Annotated in this window: 19 protein-coding genes and 1 pseudogene; 12 read left to right on the top strand and 8 right to left on the bottom strand. The window is 74.8% G+C overall.

What is annotated here, in order from left to right; genetic code table 11:
• The 5 genes and pseudogenes from ONA70_RS25320 to ONA70_RS25300 form a co-directional block, all read left to right on the top strand.
• Nucleotides 1–293 (top strand): annotated as a pseudogene (locus ONA70_RS25320) (phosphoheptose isomerase); the annotation flags it as partial.
• An 11-nt stretch (nt 294–304) separates the two neighbouring features.
• Nucleotides 305–1,801, top strand: a complete 1,497-nt coding sequence (locus ONA70_RS25315) for a PfkB family carbohydrate kinase (protein ID WP_265008987.1) — start codon at nt 305–307, stop codon at nt 1,799–1,801.
• On the top strand, nt 1,798–2,502 hold the full coding sequence (locus tag ONA70_RS25310; RefSeq protein ID WP_265008986.1) for an SDR family oxidoreductase: 705 nt from the start codon (nt 1,798–1,800) through the stop codon (nt 2,500–2,502). Before ONA70_RS25315 ends, ONA70_RS25310 begins: the two co-directional genes overlap by 4 nt.
• Entirely contained in the window at nt 2,499–3,467 is a 969-nt protein-coding gene (locus ONA70_RS25305) for a glycosyltransferase family 9 protein (protein ID WP_265008985.1), read from the top strand. Before ONA70_RS25310 ends, ONA70_RS25305 begins: the two co-directional genes overlap by 4 nt.
• Nucleotides 3,451–4,437 carry a DNA topoisomerase IB gene (locus ONA70_RS25300; protein WP_265008984.1) on the top strand — a complete coding sequence of 329 codons (987 nt, stop codon included), beginning with the start codon at nt 3,451–3,453 and terminating at the stop codon, nt 4,435–4,437. The genes ONA70_RS25305 and ONA70_RS25300 overlap by 17 nt, the downstream gene beginning before the upstream one ends.
• A 187-nt stretch (nt 4,438–4,624) precedes the next feature.
• Here ONA70_RS25300 and ONA70_RS25295 read toward each other — a convergent pair whose 3' ends face one another.
• The 4 genes from ONA70_RS25295 to ONA70_RS25280 form a co-directional block, all read right to left on the bottom strand.
• Complete coding sequence (locus ONA70_RS25295; RefSeq protein WP_265008983.1) at nt 4,625–5,656, bottom strand: helix-turn-helix domain-containing protein; 1,032 nt, start codon at nt 5,654–5,656, stop codon at nt 4,625–4,627.
• A gap of 145 nt (nt 5,657–5,801) precedes the next feature.
• Entirely contained in the window at nt 5,802–6,305 is a 504-nt protein-coding gene (locus tag ONA70_RS25290) for a hypothetical protein (RefSeq protein WP_265008982.1), read from the bottom strand.
• 57 nt (nt 6,306–6,362) lie between these two features.
• Nucleotides 6,363–7,676 (bottom strand): DUF3553 domain-containing protein, encoded by a 1,314-nt coding sequence (locus ONA70_RS25285; protein ID WP_265008981.1) that lies wholly within the window; start codon nt 7,674–7,676, stop codon nt 6,363–6,365.
• Between the two features lie 47 nt (nt 7,677–7,723).
• Nucleotides 7,724–8,053 carry a hypothetical protein gene (locus ONA70_RS25280; RefSeq protein WP_265008980.1) on the bottom strand — a complete coding sequence of 110 codons (330 nt, stop codon included), beginning with the start codon at nt 8,051–8,053 and terminating at the stop codon, nt 7,724–7,726.
• A gap of 83 nt (nt 8,054–8,136) precedes the next feature.
• Between ONA70_RS25280 and ONA70_RS25275 the strand changes: the two genes are divergently transcribed.
• A complete protein-coding gene (locus tag ONA70_RS25275; protein WP_265008979.1) occupies nt 8,137–8,949 on the top strand; it encodes a hypothetical protein in 813 nt (270 codons plus the stop codon).
• Nucleotides 8,950–8,952: 3 nt separating this feature from the next.
• Here ONA70_RS25275 and ONA70_RS25270 read toward each other — a convergent pair whose 3' ends face one another.
• On the bottom strand, nt 8,953–9,903 hold the full coding sequence (locus tag ONA70_RS25270) for a TIGR03557 family F420-dependent LLM class oxidoreductase (protein WP_265008978.1): 951 nt from the start codon (nt 9,901–9,903) through the stop codon (nt 8,953–8,955).
• 68 nt (nt 9,904–9,971) lie between these two features.
• Nucleotides 9,972–10,094, bottom strand: a complete 123-nt coding sequence (locus ONA70_RS25265) for a hypothetical protein (protein ID WP_255352235.1) — start codon at nt 10,092–10,094, stop codon at nt 9,972–9,974.
• Nucleotides 10,095–10,231: 137 nt separating this feature from the next.
• On the opposite strand from ONA70_RS25265, the gene ONA70_RS25260 reads away from it, so the two are divergent.
• Entirely contained in the window at nt 10,232–11,731 is a 1,500-nt protein-coding gene (locus ONA70_RS25260) for a glycoside hydrolase family 3 N-terminal domain-containing protein (RefSeq protein WP_265008977.1), read from the top strand.
• A 64-nt stretch (nt 11,732–11,795) separates the two neighbouring features.
• On the opposite strand, the gene ONA70_RS25255 is transcribed toward ONA70_RS25260, so the two are convergent.
• Nucleotides 11,796–12,083, bottom strand: coding sequence for a GNAT family N-acetyltransferase (locus tag ONA70_RS25255; protein WP_265008976.1), 288 nt, complete (start codon nt 12,081–12,083; stop codon nt 11,796–11,798).
• On the bottom strand, nt 12,080–13,306 hold the full coding sequence (locus ONA70_RS25250) for a cysteine desulfurase-like protein (RefSeq protein WP_265008975.1): 1,227 nt from the start codon (nt 13,304–13,306) through the stop codon (nt 12,080–12,082). The genes ONA70_RS25255 and ONA70_RS25250 overlap by 4 nt, the downstream gene beginning before the upstream one ends.
• A 117-nt stretch (nt 13,307–13,423) precedes the next feature.
• On the opposite strand from ONA70_RS25250, the gene ONA70_RS25245 reads away from it, so the two are divergent.
• The 5 genes from ONA70_RS25245 to ONA70_RS25225 form a co-directional block, all read left to right on the top strand.
• A complete protein-coding gene (locus ONA70_RS25245; protein WP_265008974.1) occupies nt 13,424–13,789 on the top strand; it encodes a hypothetical protein in 366 nt (121 codons plus the stop codon).
• A 69-nt stretch (nt 13,790–13,858) separates the two neighbouring features.
• Nucleotides 13,859–14,680 carry a DUF1206 domain-containing protein gene (locus tag ONA70_RS25240; protein ID WP_265008973.1) on the top strand — a complete coding sequence of 274 codons (822 nt, stop codon included), beginning with the start codon at nt 13,859–13,861 and terminating at the stop codon, nt 14,678–14,680.
• A 75-nt stretch (nt 14,681–14,755) separates the two neighbouring features.
• Entirely contained in the window at nt 14,756–15,952 is a 1,197-nt protein-coding gene (locus tag ONA70_RS25235; RefSeq protein ID WP_265008972.1) for a mechanosensitive ion channel family protein, read from the top strand.
• Nucleotides 15,953–16,211: 259 nt separating this feature from the next.
• A complete protein-coding gene (locus ONA70_RS25230) occupies nt 16,212–16,646 on the top strand; it encodes a phage holin family protein (protein WP_265008971.1) in 435 nt (144 codons plus the stop codon).
• Nucleotides 16,643–16,889: DUF3618 domain-containing protein (locus ONA70_RS25225; protein ID WP_265008970.1), on the top strand; the 247-nt coding region annotated here is incomplete at its 3' end. The genes ONA70_RS25230 and ONA70_RS25225, both read left to right, overlap by 4 nt.

The following is a 16,889-nucleotide window of genomic DNA, read 5'->3' as shown; positions in this document are numbered from 1 at the left end:
CCAACCTCCTCACCGCCGCCCACGCCGGCCGCGACACCGGACTGCGCTGCTGGGCCTTCACCGGACCCACCCCCAACCCGCTCGCCGAACTGTGTCACGAGACCCTCGCCATCGACTCGCCGGAGAGCCAGGTGGTGCAGGAGCTGCACCTGGTCGCCACCCATGTGCTCTGCGAGTACGTCGATCGGGCCCTGCCGGCGGCCCTCGCGGCCCGGACCGGGGCCGCCCCGGTGCGGACCGGTGTCGAGGTGGTGCTCGCAGACGCCCCCGACCGGGAGGTGCAGGCCCGATGAGGAGGTCGAGCATGACGGGACCCGTGGTGGTGATCGGTGACACCCTGCTGGACCGGGACGTGGAGGGGACGGTGAACCGGCTCTGCCCGGACTCCCCGGTGCCGGTGCTCGACGAGACCACGTACGTCGACCGGCCCGGCGGCGCCGGCCTCGCCGCGATCTTCGCCGCCGCCGCGGGCGCGGACGTCGCGTTGGTCACCGCCGTCGCCGACGACGCCGGCGGGGCCCAGCTCGGCTCCCTGCTCGCCGCCGCCGGAGTGCAGCTGTACGCGCTGCCGCTGGCCGGCGCCACCCCGGAGAAGATCCGGCTGCACGCCCGGGGCCGGGTGCTGCTGCGCCACGACCGGGGCGGTCGGGCCGGCGAGCCGGGGGAGCCGAGCGAGGCGGTGCTGCGCCTGATCGCCACGGCGTCCGCCGTGCTGGTCAGTGACTACGGCCGGGGTGTCGCCGGACAGCCGGCGCTGCGGGCCGCGCTCGCGGCCACCCGCGCCCCGGTGGTCTGGGATCCGCACCCGCGCGGCCCGGCGGCGGTGCCCGGGGTGCACCTGGCCACCCCGAACGAGTCCGAGGCGCGGGAACTGGCGAAGGCCCCGCAGGGCGCGTCCCGGCTGGTCACCGCCGCACGAAGCGCGCAGGCGCTGCGGCAACGCTGGCAGGCCGGCGCGGTGGCGGTGACCCTGGGCGGGGACGGCGCGCTGCTCTGCCACGCCGGCTCCACCCCGCTGGTGGTGCCCGCCCCGGCCGCCGAGGGGGACACCTGCGGGGCGGGGGACCGGTTCGCGGCCACCGCCACCCTGGCGCTGGCCCGGGGCGCGCTGGTCTCCGAGGCGGTGCAGGAGGCGGTGGCCGAGGCGTCCGCGTACGTGGCCGGCGGGGGAGTGACCGCCGCGCTGCCCGCACCGGTGCGGACGGCCGCGCCGGTGGTGGTCGGCGGGGGCGGAGACCGGATCGGGGCGGCCGCGGCCGGCGCGGTGGTCGCCGAGGTACGCGCGGCCGGCGGCACGGTGGTCGCCACCGGCGGCTGCTTCGACCTGCTGCACGCCGGGCACGTGGCGACCCTTCAGGCGGCCCGCCAGCTCGGCGACTGCCTCGTCGTGTGCCTGAACTCCGACGCCAGCGTGGCCGGGCTGAAGGGCCCGGAACGCCCGGTCGTGCCGCAGGGCGACCGGAGCCGGCTGCTCGCCGCGCTGAGCTGCGTCGACGCCGTAATGATCTTCGACGAGCCGACCCCGCACGCGGCGCTGTCCTGGCTGCGCCCGGACATCTGGGTCAAGGGCGGCGACTACGCCACCGGCGGCGGCGACGACACCCTGCCCGAGGCGGAGATCCTGGCCCGCTGGGGCGGGCACACGGTGGTCGTGCCGTACCTGGACGGGCGGTCCACCACCGACATGATCGCGGCGGCCCGGTCCGGTCGCGGCTCGGCCACCTGGCCGGAGGCGGCGGTCCCGGCGGCCGAGGCGCGCCGGAAGCCGGTCCGCCGGTCGACGGCGGAGGGAGCACGATGAGCAGCGATCCACCCCTCGGTGCCGGCCCCATCGTCCTGGTCACCGGCGGGTCGAGCGGGCTGGGGGCGGCGGTGGTCACCGCGGTGGCCCGGGCCGGCGGCCGGCCCCTCGTGCTCGACCGGCGCCGGCCCGGCGACGGGGTGCCCTGGATCGAGTGCGACCTGGCCGACACCCGGGCCGCCGAGGCGGCCACCCGCACGCTGGCGGAACGCTCCGGCGGGCTGAACGCCGTCGTCACCGCGGCCGGCATGGACGTCCCGGGGAAGCTGGCCGACGTCGCGGCCGAGACCTGGGAGCGGATCGTCGCGGTGGACCTGCTCGCCACCGCGGCGGTGATCCGGGCCGCGCTGCCCTACCTGGAGGCGTCCCGGGGCAGCATCGTCACCGTCGCCTCCACCCTCGGGGTCAAGGCGGTCGGCGACGCCACCGCGTACTGCGCGGCGAAGTTCGGGGTGGTCGGCTTCACCCGGGCCCTCGCCGCCGAGCTGGCCGGCATCGTCGGGGTCACCCTGCTCATCCCGGGCGGTATGCGGACCGCCTTCTTCGACCAGCGGGACGCGCAGTACCGCCCCGGACCGGACGCCGCGCTCAATGAACCCGCCGACACCGCCGCCGCGATCATGTTCGCCATCTCCCAGCCGCCCGGCAGCTGCGTACGGGAGATGGTGGTCTGCGCCGAGCAGGAGTCCTCGTACCCGTGATCCTGGTGCTCCGCGCGCTCGGCGTGGGCGACCTCGCCACGGCGGTGCCGGCGCTGCGCGGCCTGCGGGCCGGCTTCCCGGGCCGGGAGCTGGTGCTGGCCGCGCCGGCCTGGCTGGCGCCGCTGGCCGACCTGGTCGGCGCGGTCGACCGGGTGCTGCCCACCGACGGCCCGGACCGGCTGGCCTGGCCGGGGCCACCGCCGGAGGTGGCGGTCAACCTGCACGGCCGGGGCCCGCAGTCACACCGGGCGCTGGCCGGCACCCGACCGGGCCGGCTGCTCGCCTTCGCCAACGCCGAGGCCGGCCACCCCGACGGGCCGGCGTGGGACGACGGCGAGCACGAGGTCCGCCGCTGGTGCCGGCTGCTGCACACGTACGGGCTGCCGGCCGACCCGGCCGACCTGGCCCTGCGCCGCCCGCCCGCCGCCGGGGTCCCGGCCGGCGCCACCGTGCTGCACCCGGGGAGCAAGATCCCGGCGAAGCGCTGGCCGGCCGGGCGCTTCGCGGCGCTCGCCCGGACCCTCGCCGGCCGGGGGCACCGGGTGGTGCTCACCGGCAGTGCGGACGAACGGGAGCTGGTCGACCGGGTGGCCGTCGCCGCCGGGCTGCCGCCGGCGGCGGTGCTCGCCGGCCGGACCGGCCTGGCCGAGCTGGCCGCCCTGGTCGCCGACGCCCGGCTGGTGGTCAGCGGGGACACCGGAGTGGCCCACCTGGCCACCGGGTACGGGACCGCCTCGGTGGTGCTCTTCGGCCCGGTGCCGCCGGCGCACTGGGGGCCACCGCCGGACCGCCCCCGACACCGCGTGCTCGGCGTCACGGGCCGCCTCGGGGCCGAGCGGGATTGGGCCGCTCCGGCCGGGGTAGGTACCCACCCGACGTTGGCGGCCATCGGAGTCGACGAGGTGCTGGCTGCCGTGGACGACGCGGAACGGGCGGTGCGGGGCTCCGGTGCGATTGCGGCGTAGTGATCCGGGCCGACCGGGGTACGGGCGACGGCGGCGCGGCAAGGGCTGGCTCTTCGTCGACGCGAAGGGCGAGCCGGTGCGCGACCCCGACGAGCTGGCCCGGCTGCGCGAGCTCGTGATCCCGCCGGCCTGGCAGGACGTGTGGATCGCGCCGTACCCGAACGGGCACATCCAGGCCACCGGGATCGACGCGGCCGGGCGCAAGCAGTACCTCTACCACCCGCAGTGGCGGCAGAAGCGGGACGAGGCGAAGTTCGACCACGTGCTGGAGGTGGCGCACCGGCTGCCGGCGCTGCGCGACCGGGTCGACCACGACCTGACCCTGCGCGGCCTGCGGCGGGAACGGGTCCTCGCCACCGTCACCCGGCTGCTGGACATGGGCATGTTCCGGGTCGGCAGCGATCAGTACGCCACCGGGGACGATCCCACCTTCGGCGTGTCCACGCTGCGCCCCGAGCACGCCCGCTCCCGGCGCGGCTGCGTGGTCTTCGAGTTCCCCGCCAAGGGCGGCATCGAGCAGGTCCGCCGGATCGAGGACGCCGAGCTGTGCCGGGTGCTGACCGACCTGCGCCGCCGGCGGCGTACGCAGGAGCGCCTCTTCGGCTACTGGGACGGCCGGGCCTGGCGGGACGTGCGCAGCGACGAGGTCAACGACTACCTGCGCGACGCCAGCGGCGGGGAGATGACGGCGAAGGACTTCCGTACCTGGCACGCCACCGTGCTGGCCGCCACCGAACTGGCCACGGCCGGCGCCCAGCGCTCGACCACGGCCCGCCGGCGTGCGCTGGCCGCGGTGATGCGCTCGGTTGCCGAACTGCTCGGCAACACCCCCACCGTGGCGCGGACGTCCTACGTGGACCCCCGGGTGGTCGACCTCTACCACGACGGTGTGCTGGCCCCGGTGGAGCCGGAGATGCGCCGGGAGTCGATCGAGAAGGCGGTGCTGGTCCTGCTGAAGGAGGCAGGCTGACCGGCCCCGCCGCCGGTCCTGGGGGGAGTACGACGGGGCCGGAGTCCGGTGTGGGCGTCGTCGGCCGGCGGCGGCGTCGGCACCGGGCGGCCGCCCGCGACGGACCGTCGCGGGCGCCTCGCCACGGCCCCCCGATACCAGTGGGCCGCGCCGGTCTCCCGGCGAACGGCCCACACCAGTATGTCCGCTACGAGTTGACCGCGGACGCCACGGTGTTGACGATCCGTGCCCGTTCCAGGTGGTGCGTCCGGTACGCCTGCGGGGTCTCCGCGAACGCGGCCCGGAACGTCCGGCTGAAGTGGGCCTTGTCCCGGAACCCCCAGCGGCCGGCGACCACCTGGATGGGCAGGTCCCGCAGCGCCGGGTCGGTGAGGTCGCGTCGGCACCGCTCCAGTCGCTGGTCGCGGATGTACGCCGCCACGGTGGTCTCCTCGGCCTCGAAGAGCCGGTGCAGGGAACGGACCGAGATGTGGTGCGCGTCGGCGACGAGTTGCGGGCTGAGCGTGGGATCCCCGAGATGCTGGCGGATGTGGGAGTGGATCTGGGACAGCAGTGCACGGCGGCGTACCTCGGTCGGCACCGCGTCCTCGGACACCAGGTATCGGCCGAGCATGGTGGAGATCAGATCCAGTCCGACGTCGGCCAGCGGCTCGGCGTCCGCCGCGTGGTACTGCTCCGGATGGCTGCTGACCTGGACCAGGTAGTCCGCCAGCAGCGCCCCGATCCCCTCGGTGCCCGACATCCGGCCGGCGAACAGCGGGGCCAGCCGGCTGCGGGACAGCGGCAGCGCGTCGTACGGGATGAACGCCACGACCGAGCTGGCGTGCTCACGGCCGTGGTCGAGCCCGTGGTGGCTGACCTCGTGCGGCAGCGAACAGTCGTAGAAGGTGAACTCGCCGGGGCGGCAGTGGCTCTGCTGGCCCTCCTGGCCGGCGACGCCGGTGCCGGTCAGGGTGAGGGCGAGCGAGTAGTAGTCCGGGTCGGACCGCTGGATCAACTTCGGGGTCCGGACGCAGTCCAGCGACGGGTAGCGGTAGCGGATCAGGCGCATCCGGCCCAGCTCGATGAACTCCGCCCGGGCCACGAAGTCGTCGGCGTGCTCGGTCCGCACCCGCAGCGGCGCGGGCGAGTCGGCGATCATGTCCAGCCAGAGCCCGAAGCGCTCCGGCGCCGGCACCTGCTCCGTGTCGAGGACGTGCTGCTGCAGCGTGGCGTCCATCAACGACCCTCCCCGGCCGTCCGTCACCCGTCATTGTCGAAGACGCCCCGGGCGGCCGCGGGGGCGACCTCCTGGGGCGTCCGACATCCGTCAGTGACGGCAATCATCTCTTCGCTTGCCCGGCTGCCCGGGCCGGGGTAGGGGATCAGTCGTTGAGCACCTGGGACAGCCGGTCCCGGAAGCGGCGCTCCGAGTCGCTGACCACGTCGCCGCCGAGCCCCAGGATGCCGCCGGTGGAGGTCGCGGTGACCACCTGCTCGGCGATCTCCACCAGCCAGTGCCGGTACGCCCCGGCCTGCCCCTCGTCCACCTTGCCGGCCAGCAGGGCCGCCGCCTGGCCGGCCCGGGCGAGCACGTCGTCGATCATCGCCGGCGGATCGGCGGGCGCGATGACCGGCAGCTCCGCGCCGGCCTCCGGGTCGCCCACCCGGGACACGACCTCGCCGGCCACGGCGGCCACCAGCGGGCTGGCCGACTCCCGCCCGGCCGAGATTGTCTCCAGCCCGGCGGCGTTCTCGGCCATGGTGCGCTTGGTGCCGTCGGACTCGGCCGCGCTCGCCGCGGCGAGCACCGCCTGCGGCAGCCCGACCAGCAGGCCCCACTCCTCGTCGGAGAAACCGAACCCGGTGTACGCCGGCTGCTCGATCACGATCAAGCCCCTTTCGCCGTGGTTGTCGACGGGCACCGTCCCGGTGCCCGGGTCAGGCTAGTCGAGCGTCAGCAGGCCCTGTTCGGACACCACGCGCACGGACAGCGTCTTGTAGCCGACCTCGTCGAAGAGCACCGTCATCCGGTCCTCCTCGTAGCTCAGCACCAGGCCGGCGCCCCACTCCGGGTGGCGTACCTGGCTGTGCACCGGGAACGGGCCCACCGCCCCCTCGTCGGCGAGACTGGTGCCGGCGTGGCAGTTGTCGCAGTGCCCGCAGACCTCGTGCATCTGCTCGCCGAAGTACGCCAGCAGCGCCTGGCCGCGGCAGCCGGTGGTCTCGGCGAAGGCCCGCATCATGTCGGTACGCGACCGGGTGACGGCCTGCTGCCGCTCCGCCTCGGCGAGCGCCGCCCGGCCGGACTCGGCGGCCGTGGCGGCGTACCGGGGCGCGCCGACGCGCCGGCGGGTGCGCGGCTCGGCGGCGCCCACCTGCTCCAGCAGCGACAGGTACTGGCCGAGCTTGCGCGGGCCGAGGCCGGTCAGCTCGCGCAGCTCCTTCTTGGTCCGTGCCCGGGTACGCAGCAACGCGGCGAGTTCCCGCAGCTCCCGCTCGTCCTCGGCGGCCCGCCGGGTCGGCATGTAGATGATGCCGGGACGACGGTCGTCGCGGAGCAGCGCGATCAGCCGCCGCCACCGGTAGTCGTCGGTCGGGCAGTACGCCACCTCGAGGAACAGGTTCGGTCGGTCCAGCCCGGAGACCACCACCTCGGGATCGCGCAACCGGAGCCGGGCGATGATGTCGTCGCGTACCGGCGGGGAGGCGGTCGCGGTCAGGGCCACCACCGGCGGCCGACCGATGCCCTCGATCAGGTGCCCGAGCGCCAGGTAGTCCGGGCGGAAGTCGTGCCCCCAGGCGGAGATGCAGTGCGCCTCGTCGACCGCCACCAGGGCCGGCCTCAGCGACCGCACCTCGGCCAGCCGGTCCGGGTTGCTCAGCGCCTCCGGGGTGATGAAGAGGAACTCGGCGCCACCCCGGCGGATCTCGTCGATCGCCTCGGCCTGCTGTGCGGCGGTCTCGTCGGAGCTGATCCGTACCGCCCGCAGCTCGGGGCGCTGCCGTTCGTTGAGCGCCGCGATCTGGTCCTGCTGGAGGGCGAGCAGCGGGGAGACGACCACCGTGGGACCGGGGATCAGGCTGGCCGGGATCTGGTAGATGGCCGACTTGCCGGCACCGGTGGGCAGGACCACCAGGGCGTCGCGTCGCTTCATCACCGCGCGCATGGCGGCCAGTTGGTTCGGCCGGAGCGCGGTCCAGCCGAAGAGGCTGCGGGCCGCGCGGCGCAACGTCGTCGAGTGCGTGGTCAGTCTCATCAGTGCCCGCAGGTACCCCCGGCGATCACCGCCGAAACCGGGGCGGTTCACCCCACGAACGGCGCGACCGCCACCAGGATGATGACGACCGCGAAGACGCCGACGAGGTAGCCCGCCGCGCACGGGCGCGCCGCCGGCCGGAACAGCCCCACCAGCGCGAGGAGCAGCAACGCGGCGTCCACGAGCAGGAAGGCCGCCGCCCCGAGGGTGAACAGGTTGAACCCGCTGTCCGGGCTCGCGGTCGCGGTGAAGCTGTGGACGTAGCGCAGCACCAGCAGCGGCGGCGCCGCGTTGAGCAGCACCGCGGGCAGGAACCCGGCCAGTGCCACGGCCAGGGGTCGCTGCGGCGGTGCTGTCGCGGTCGTCGGGTCGGTCATCCCGCCACCTCCGCGGAGCACCGTACCGGTCGGCGCGCCGGACGCGCGACGCGGTGATTGCGCCGATGCGCCATCATGCCGTCATGGCCTCCCCGACCGCTCCGGCCCCGTCCCGCGTCACGGCGCCGCTGGTCTCCCGTGCCCCCGCGACGGCGCTCGCGGCGGCACTGGTGTTCGGCGTCGTCCGGATGGTGCTCACCGCGACCGGCACGCTCGGGCACGACGCGGGCTTCCTGCTGGGCACGGTGCAGATCCTGCTGGCCGTGGTGGCGTTCGTGGCGGCGGTGCTGAGCCAGCGAGGGCCCTGGCACCGGCCGACCCGGCTGGTCGACGCGGGTCCGGGCCGCCGCCGGGTGCCCGCCGGCCGGGGCTTCGGCTGGTTCGTGTTCGGGCAGGCCCTGGCCGTCACCGGGCCCACCCTGTACCCGGCGGGGCTCGACCTGTTCCGGGATCCCGAAGCACCCCCCGCGCTGCGCTACCTGCTGCCCGCCCTGACGGCGCTGCTGGTGGCGGTGTGGCTGCTGCTGGTGGCGCTCCTGGCGATGGCGGTCTTCACCGGGCGTCCCCGGGTCGACCTCACCCCGGTCGGCGTGGAGATCTGGGATGTGAGCGGCCAACGGAGCATCCCCTGGGCGGCCATGACCCCCGGTACCCCGGCGCGCCAGGGGTCCGGGAACACGCTGCGGCTCCGGGTGGCCCGGCCGGAGCTGGTCGAACGGCGTGGTCTGGTGCTGAGCCCGGTGCGCGCGCCACTGGTCACGCTCGGCTGGCTGCCGGTGCACCCCTGGTACCTGGCCGACGTGCTGCGGTTCTACGTCGACCATCCCGAGGAACGGGCCGCGCTCGGCACCCCGGCCGGCGACGAGCGGCTCCGCCGGGCGCTCGGCGTCGGCTGAGCGTCAGCGCAGCCGGGGCAGCACCTCGCGCTGGTAGAGATCGAACAGCCCCTGCCAGTTCGGCCCGGTGTTGGCCACGTAGACCTCGTCGAAGCCGGCCTTCGCGTACCTGTCGATCATCTCCAGGTGGGCGTCGGCGTCGTTGCCGCAGACGAACGACTCCCGCACCATCTCCGGCCGGACCAGCTGCGTGGCCTGCTCGAAGTGACGCGGCGAGGGGAGCACCTGGGACAGCTCGCCCGGCAGGGCGTCGTTCGGCCACTTCTGGTACGCGATCCGGACGCCCTCGTCCTCGCTGTCGGCGTACGCCGCCTTGAAGCCCGCCTGGCAGGGCTTGTCCCCGCCGCCGGCGTCCCGGAACCGGCGGACCATGTCCGCGTCCGGCACGGTGCTGATGTAGCCGTCGCCGATCCGGGCGGCCAGCTCGATCGACTTCGGACCGAAGCCGGAGACGTAGACCGGTGGCGGGGTGTCGGGCAGCGTGTAGACCCGGGCGTGCTCGACGGTGTAGTGCTTCCCGTGGTGGTTGACGAACTTCCCGCGCCACAGCTCGCGCAGCACCTCGACCGCCTCCGCCAGCATCTCCAGCCGGACGCCGGTCTGCGGCCAGGCGGCACCGAGGATGTGCTCGTTGAGCGCCTCGCCGGTGCCCACCCCGAGCACGAACCGGCCCTCGTGCAGCACCGCGCTGGTCGCCGCGGCCTGGGCGATCACCGCCGGGTGGATGCGCGTGGTGGGGCAGGTGACCGCGGTGGTCACCGGCAGCCGGCAGACCTGGCTGAGCGCGCCGATGGTGGACCAGACGAAGGGACTCTGCCCCTGCGCGTCGAGCCAGGGGTGGTAGTGGTCGGAGATCCACAGCGCCGCGAACCCCGCCCGCTCCGCGCCCCGGGCCTGCGCCAGCAGCTCCGCCGGGGTGAACTCCTCGCTGGACAGAAAGTAGCCGATCTTCACACGTCCCCCTCGCCAGTGCGGCACGGACACCGGTGCGTACCCCGGCGGGAGGCGGTCCGAACGCCCGGTCAGCGGCGGAACATCGCGCGGATCGCGATCAGCAGGAAGAGGCCGCCGACCACCAGGCCGAGCAGGCGTACGCCGGGGATGTCGGCGGCGGTGGTGGCGTCGGCGAGCAGCGCGGGGTGCATGGTCGCACTCTCCCACTCCGTGCTGTGGACCGCCAGCAGCTAACAGTTAGGAATGTTGACTATTTAGGGACGTGGGTGTGACCATGTCAGCACCGCCGGGGCGGCGGGCCGTGGGGGAGACGGGGGTACGACAGCGCATGAGCGAGCGGATCGTGGGAGCGAGCCCGGACCTGGCGGCCCTGGCCGCGGCCGTCCTGCAACCCGGGTTCGTCGGCACCACCCCGCCGGCCTGGGTCTGCCGCTGGCTCGGCGAGGGGCTCGGTTCGGTGGTCCTGTTCGCCCGCAACGTCGTCGAACCCGAGCAGCTCGCCGCGCTCACCGCGGCGCTGCGGGCCGAGCGGCCCGACGTGATCGTCGCGATCGACGAGGAGGCCGGCGACGTCACCCGGATCGAGTCGGCCCGGGGCAGCTCGCGCCCCGGCAACTTCGCCCTCGGGGCGGTCGACGACGTGGCCCTGACCGAGGAGGTGGCCCGCGACCTCGGCGCCGAGCTGGCCGGGCTGGGCATCACCCTCGACTACGCGCCGGACGCCGACGTCAACTCCAACCCGGCCAACCCGGTCATCGGGGTGCGCTCGTTCGGCCCCGACCCGGCCCTGGTGGCCCGGCACACCGCCGCCTGGGTACGCGGGCTCCAGGCCGGCGGGGTGGCGGCCTGCGCCAAGCACTTCCCCGGCCACGGCGACACCCGGGTCGACTCGCACCACGACCTGCCCCGCATCGGCGGGGACCGGGCCCGGCTGGACGCGGTCGAGCTGGCCCCCTTTCGGGCCGCGGTGGCCGCCGGGGCGCAGGCGGTGATGACCGGGCACCTGCTGGTGCCGGCGCTCGACCCGGAGCTGCCGGCCACGCTCAGCCCGCGCATCCTCGGCGGGCTGCTCCGGGACGAGCTGGGCTTCCACGGGGTGGTGGTGACCGACGCGGTGGAGATGCGGGCGGTCGCCGACCGGTACGGCTTCGCCGGGGCGGCGGTGCGCGCCCTCGCCGCCGGGGCGGACGCCATCTGCGTGGGCGGGGAACGGGCCACCGAGGCCGACGCCGCCGAGCTGCGGGACGCCATCGTGGCCGCGGTGGTCGCCGGGGAGCTGCCCGAGGAACGGCTGGCCGAGGCCGCCAAGCGGGTCGGCCAGCTCGCCGCGTGGACCGCCGCGGCGCGGGCCGACCGGCCGGCCGTGGTCCGGGGCGCGTACGGCTCGGCGGTCGGGCTGGCCGCCGCCCGCCGGGCGCTGCGGGTGGCCGCCGGAGCCGAGCGGTTGCCGCTGGCCGGCCCGGCGCACGTGGTGGAGTTCGCCCCGCCGCGCAACATCGCGATCGGCGCGGAGACCCCGTGGGGGATCGCCGCCCCGCTGGCCGGACTGGTGCCCGGCACCACCACCGCCCGGTACGCCGAGGGCGAGGTCCCGGCCGACCTGGGCACCGGATCGGCGGGCCGTCCGCTGGTGCTGGTGGTCCGCGACCTGCACCGCCACGGCTGGATGCGGGCGGCGGTCACCCGGGCCCTGGCAGCCCGGCCGGAGGCGGTGGTGGTCGAGCTGGGCGTGCCCGAGCTGGTCATCGGCGCGGTGCACGTGGCCACCCATGGCGCCACCCGGGCCGCCGCGCAGGCCGCCGCCGAGCTGCTGGCCGGCGCCCGCTGACCCCCGCCCGGTGGAGCGGTAGCGAACCCGGTCACGACATTCCCGCTCGGCGCGGCCCCCGGGCTCAGGGTGCCGGGACCACCAGGTCGGCGTATTCGGGGTGGCGCTCGATGAACGCGGCCATGAACGGGCACTTCGGCACCACCCGGTCGCCGCGGGCGCGGACCTGGTCCAGGGTGCCCTTGATCAGCGCCGCGCCCACGCCCATGCCCTGGTAGCGCTCGTCCACCTCGGTGTGGTTGAAGACCAGCACCTCGCCACTCAGCCGGTACGCGGTGAACCCGGCCAGCGCGTCGTCGACCAGGATCTCGAACCGGCGCTTGGCGGGGTTCTCCTCGACCAGGAAGCTCACCGGGCCATTCTCTCCCGGGCACCGGTCAGCAGGTCCAGTTCGGCGAGCAACCGGTCCACCTCCTCGACGGTGTTGTAGTGGTAGACGCTGGCCCGGACCGCGCCGCCACTGTCCCGCAGCCCCATGGTCCGGAAGTACTCGTAGGCGTAGTAGTCGCCGGAGGAGAGGCAGAAACCGGCCGCGCCCAGCGCCGCCGCGGTCTCGGCCGGGGCCAGCCCCGCCATCCGGAACGACACCGTGGGGCAGCGCCGGGCCGGTGAGCCGTACACGGTGACGGCCGGGTGCGCGGCCAGCCCGGCGAGCAGCCGGTCGAAGACCACCTCCTCGTGCGCCTGGGCGGCGGCCAGCCCGGCCCGGACCCGCTCCCGGCGGCTGCCGGCCGCCGCTGGGTCGAGGGCGGCCAGGTGGTCCACCGCGGCGGTTACGCCGGCCAGCAGCGGGAAGCTCGGCGTGCCGTACTCGAACCGGTCCGGGACCGCGTCGGAGGAGGGGAGCAGCTTCGCCGGCCGCAGCGCCGCCCACCGGGCCGGGTCGGCGACCATCGCCGCCAGGTGCGGCCCCGACCACTTGTACGCGCTGGTGACCAGGAAGTCCGCGCCGAGCGAGGCCAGGTCGGTGGGGCCGTGCGGCACCGCGTGCACCCCGTCCACGCAGACCAGCGCGCCGGCCGCGTGGGCGGTCTTGGCGATCGCCGCCACGTCCGGTGTGGTGCCGATGGCGTTGCTGCCGGCGGTCACCGCGACCAGCCGGGTGCGCTCGCCGACCAGGTCGGCGTACTGGCCGGCGGGCAGCTCGCCGGTCGCCGGGTCGAACTCCGCCCAGCGGACCGTCGCGCCGGCGGCCTCCGCCGCCTGCACCCACGGCCGTACGTTGGCGTCGTGATCCAGCCGGGAGACCACCACCTCGTCGCCCGGCCGCCAGCCCGCGCCGAGCGTCCGGGCCAGCGTGTACGTCAACGCCGTGGCGCTCGGCCCGAGCACCACGCCCTCGGGCTGCCCGCCGACCAGGTCGGCCACCGCCGAGCGGGCCGCGGCGACCAGGTCCAGCGACCGCCGGCCGGGTACGAAGGCCGTGCTCCGGTTGCCGCTTGCGGCACGCATGACGGCGGCGACCGCGTCGATCACCGGCTGGGCGGTCTGGGTGCCACCGGCACCGTCGAAGTGGACGAAACCCTCGGTCAGGGCTGGGTACGCGGCCCGGATCCGGCCGATGTCGAACGCCATGCCGGCACCCTAGCGCGGAAGGAAGGGCCCCCTGACAACGCCTGGTGGGGGTGAAGGGGCCCCTCCTCACACCTCGCCCGGAGGGCGGGCTGGTCCGCGTCTCGTACCCTTGCCCGGGTGACGAACCGACGCGTTTCCCCCTCGCAGACCCCCGTCCGTCGCGCCGCCGGCCTGCTCGCCGGCCTCGCCCTCGGCACCGCACTGCTGGCCGGTTGCAGCTCGGAGGGCGCCTCCACCGACTGCCGCCTGGACTCCTGCACGGTCACCTTCGACCGGGGCGTGGAGGCCAGCGCCAGCATTCTCGGCGTCGAGGCGAAGCTGATCGGCGCCCAGGGCGACCAGGTGACCGTCGAGGTGGCCGGCGAGCAGCTCTCGCTCACCGTCGGCCAGCAGGCCACCGAGGTGGGCGGCCTCCAGGTGAGCCTGGACAGCGTCACCGACCAGCAGGTGGTCATCCGGGTGGCGCGCAACGCCAACAGCTGATCGACCGGTCCGGGTCCGGGCGGCGGCGGCCGACGTTTGGAAATCTTCGCGCCGGGAGATTGAGCGGCCATGTCTCTCACCCGGAACGCCGGAGCCGCCGCCGCCCAGGCCGCGAACAGCAGGTGGCTCGAACTGTTGACCCGGGCCGGCTTCATCGGCTATGGGATCGTGCACCTCCTCTTCGCCTGGCTCGCGCTGCAGATCGCCTTCGGCAAGTCGGGCGAGGAGGGCAACCAGAACGGTGCGCTGCGAACGCTGGGCGCCCAGCCGCTCGGCAAGTTCCTCCTCGTGGCGATCGCCGTCGGGCTGTTCGCCATGGCGATCTGGCAGGCCTTCGAGGCGGTCATCGGCCACCGCGGCGTGCCCGGCCGCGACCGGCTCTTCGAGCGGATCGCCTCCGTGGTGCGCACCATCGTCTTCGTCTGGCTGGGCTGGACCGCGATCAAGGTCTTCCAGGACGCCAGCGCCAACGCGTCCCGGCAGCAGGAGCAGCTCTCCGAGAAACTGATGACCTCCGGCGACGGGCGGTTCCTGGTCGGGCTGGCCGGCCTGGTGCTCGCCGCGATCGGCATCGGCATGGTCGTCTACGGCCTCAAGAAGAAGTTCGAGAAGAACCTCAAGACCGGCGAGATGAGCCCGCGGACGCACACCGTGGCCCGCCGGCTCGGCATGGCCGGGTACGTCGCCCGGGGCGTCGTCTTCGCCCTCGCCGGCCTGCTGATCGTGGTGGCGGCGGTCAAGTACGACCCGGAGAAGGCCCGCGGCCTGGACGCCGCGCTGCGTACCCTGCGCGACCAGTCGTACGGGCCGGCGCTGCTGACGCTCGCCGCAATCGGCATCGCCGCCTTCGGCATCTACTGCTTCCTCCAGTCCCGGTACCGCCGGGTCTGATCCTGGTCGATAACCGGGCCACCGGGCACCATTGGGCCTTTGCCCGATTCACCCGGCTGGAGGGAGAACACGTCCGTGCAGAACTACCTCGGAACGGCCGTCGCCGCCATCGTCGCGGCGGCGGTCGCTCTCTTCATGGTCGAGGTGGTGCACCGGGTCATCCGTCGGCTCGGCCGGCGGTCGCTGCTGATGACCGAGCTCACCGAGCACTCGCACCGCCCGTTCCAGGTGGCGGCGACCGCGCTCGCCGTGCAACTCGGCGTCCGGTTCAGCACCCTCTACGCGGTCGGCAGCGCGTGGCGGCAGGTGCTCCTGCACGCCCTGGTGCTGGCCGTGATCGCCACGACGGCCTGGGTGGTCGCCTCGCTGCTGGTGGTGGTCGAGGACACCGCGCTGGCCCGGTTCCGGATGGACGTGCCGAACAACCGGCACGCCCGCCGGGTACGTACCCAGGTGGTGCTGCTGCGCCGGCTGACCATCGCGGTGATCGTGGTGCTCGCCCTCGGCGTGCTGCTGATGACCTTCCCCGGTGTACGCGGCATCGGCGCCGGCGTGCTGACCTCCGCCGGCGTGGCGGCCGCGGTCGCCGCCCTGGCCGCCCAGAGTCTGCTGGGCAACGTCTTCGCCGGCCTCCAGCTCGCCTTCAGCGACGCGGTACGCCTCGACGACGTGGTCGTGGTCGAGGGGGAGTGGGGCCGGATCGAGGAGCTGACCCTCAGCTACGTGGTCGTGCAGATCTGGGACGACCGCCGGCTGATCCTGCCCACCTCGTACTTCACCAAGAACCCGTTCCAGAACTGGACCCGGACCGAGGCGGCGGTGCTGGGCACCGCCGAGTTCGACGTCGACTGGGCGGTGCCGGTGCAGGCGATGCGGGAGGAGTTGCGCCGGCTCTGCGAGAACACCGAGCTGTGGGACGGCCGGGTGTGCGTGCTCCAGGTGACCGACGCCACCGGCGGCCTGGTGAAGGTCCGCGCCCTGGTCAGCGCCGCCGACGCGGGCAGCCTCTGGGACCTGCGCTGCCTGGTCCGCGAGCACCTGGTGGCCTGGATCCGCGACCAGCGGCCGACCGCGCTGCCCCGAATGCGCGCCGAGGTGGGCGACGCCACCGGGCCGCTGCCCTGGCAGGTGGTGGCGCCGCGCCGGACGCTGCGCCGCCCGCCCGACACCGACATCCCAGACGATGCGCGGGTCTTCGGTGGCAGCGACGACGGCGAGGCCCGCAGCGAGGTCTTCAGCGGCAACGAAGAGCCCGCCGACGCCCGCCGCTGACGGGTAAGGAGGGGCCCCTTGTTAACAGACGTCTGTTAACAAGGGGCCCCTCCTTTCCTCCCCGGCCGGTGGATATCTCGGTTCCGCCGGGTTTGTTCCGCCGGTTCCGGGGGACCTGCTGCACACGCCCCGACTCCGGCCCGCCGCCCGGTGGGCCGGGGGCACGGTGGCGCGCGGCCGGGCCGACCGGCCGCGCCGCGCAGGATTGACGGGCGGCGACTCCGGGCATACAGCGCGGTGATGATGAAAGGAGGACAGCATGGCTGACGTCGCGAGTCGCAGCGCGTCCCGGAACGGGCACGAGCCGTCCACCGCCGAACTGGTGCAGCGGGCCACGGAGCAGGCCACGCGCCTGGTGCGGGACGAGCTGGCGCTGGCCCGGGCGGAACTGACCCAGAAGGGCAAGCACGCGGGGATCGGGATCGGTCTGTTCGGCGGCGGCGGGGTGATGGCATTCTTCGGCGCCGGCGCGCTGGTCACCACGGCGATCCTGCTGCTGGCGCTGGTGCTGCCCGCGTGGCTGGCCGCCCTGATCGTGGCGGTGGGGCTCTTCCTGCTCGCCGGGATCTTCGCACTGGTCGGCAAGCAGCAGGTCAGCCGTGCCGTCCCGCCGGTGCCGGAGGCGACGGTCCGCAGCGTCCGGGCGGACGTGGACACCGTCACCGCCGCGGTGAAGGACGGGAGGCGGTCATGACCGGCAACGGGACCGGGGACGTGGCGGCGCTCCGTGAGGAGATCCGCCGCACCCGGGTGGAGCTGGGTGAGACGATGGAGCTGTTGGCCGCCAGGGCCGACCCGAAGGCGCTGCTCCGGCACTCCGCCGGGCAGGCGAAGGTGCGGATGCGCGAGCAGGCGTCGCGGACCGTGGCCCGGGTGCGCGGGCAGGCGGCGAGCAAGGCCCGGCAGGCGCGGGCGCAGGCGTACGAGAAGGGTGGGA

The sequence above is a fragment of the Micromonospora yasonensis genome, from assembly GCF_026013475.1.
GTDB lineage: Bacteria > Actinomycetota > Actinomycetes > Mycobacteriales > Micromonosporaceae > Micromonospora > Micromonospora yasonensis.
Note: the sequence above shows the minus strand (reverse complement) of the source record. Positions and strands in the feature narration are given on the sequence as shown.

Bases quoted from the DNA above. Each gene is read 5' to 3' on its own strand.
- ONA70_RS25250 (WP_265008975.1), bottom strand. From the start codon at position 13,306: ATGGCGTTCGACATCGGCCGGATCCGGGCCGCGTACCCAGCCCTGACC.
- ONA70_RS25295 (WP_265008983.1), bottom strand. From the start codon at position 5,656: ATGGACGCCACGCTGCAGCAGCACGTCCTCGACACGGAGCAGGTGCCG.
- ONA70_RS25260 (WP_265008977.1), top strand. From the start codon at position 10,232: ATGAGCGAGCGGATCGTGGGAGCGAGCCCGGACCTGGCGGCCCTGGCC.
- ONA70_RS25230 (WP_265008971.1), top strand. From the start codon at position 16,212: ATGGCTGACGTCGCGAGTCGCAGCGCGTCCCGGAACGGGCACGAGCCG.
- ONA70_RS25310 (WP_265008986.1), top strand. From the start codon at position 1,798: ATGAGCAGCGATCCACCCCTCGGTGCCGGCCCCATCGTCCTGGTCACC.
- ONA70_RS25265 (WP_255352235.1), bottom strand. From the start codon at position 10,094: ATGCACCCCGCGCTGCTCGCCGACGCCACCACCGCCGCCGACATCCCC.
- ONA70_RS25280 (WP_265008980.1), bottom strand. From the start codon at position 8,053: ATGACCGACCCGACGACCGCGACAGCACCGCCGCAGCGACCCCTGGCC.
- ONA70_RS25315 (WP_265008987.1), top strand. From the start codon at position 305: ATGACGGGACCCGTGGTGGTGATCGGTGACACCCTGCTGGACCGGGAC.
- ONA70_RS25240 (WP_265008973.1), top strand. From the start codon at position 13,859: ATGTCTCTCACCCGGAACGCCGGAGCCGCCGCCGCCCAGGCCGCGAAC.
- ONA70_RS25285 (WP_265008981.1), bottom strand. From the start codon at position 7,676: ATGAGACTGACCACGCACTCGACGACGTTGCGCCGCGCGGCCCGCAGC.
- ONA70_RS25275 (WP_265008979.1), top strand. From the start codon at position 8,137: ATGGCCTCCCCGACCGCTCCGGCCCCGTCCCGCGTCACGGCGCCGCTG.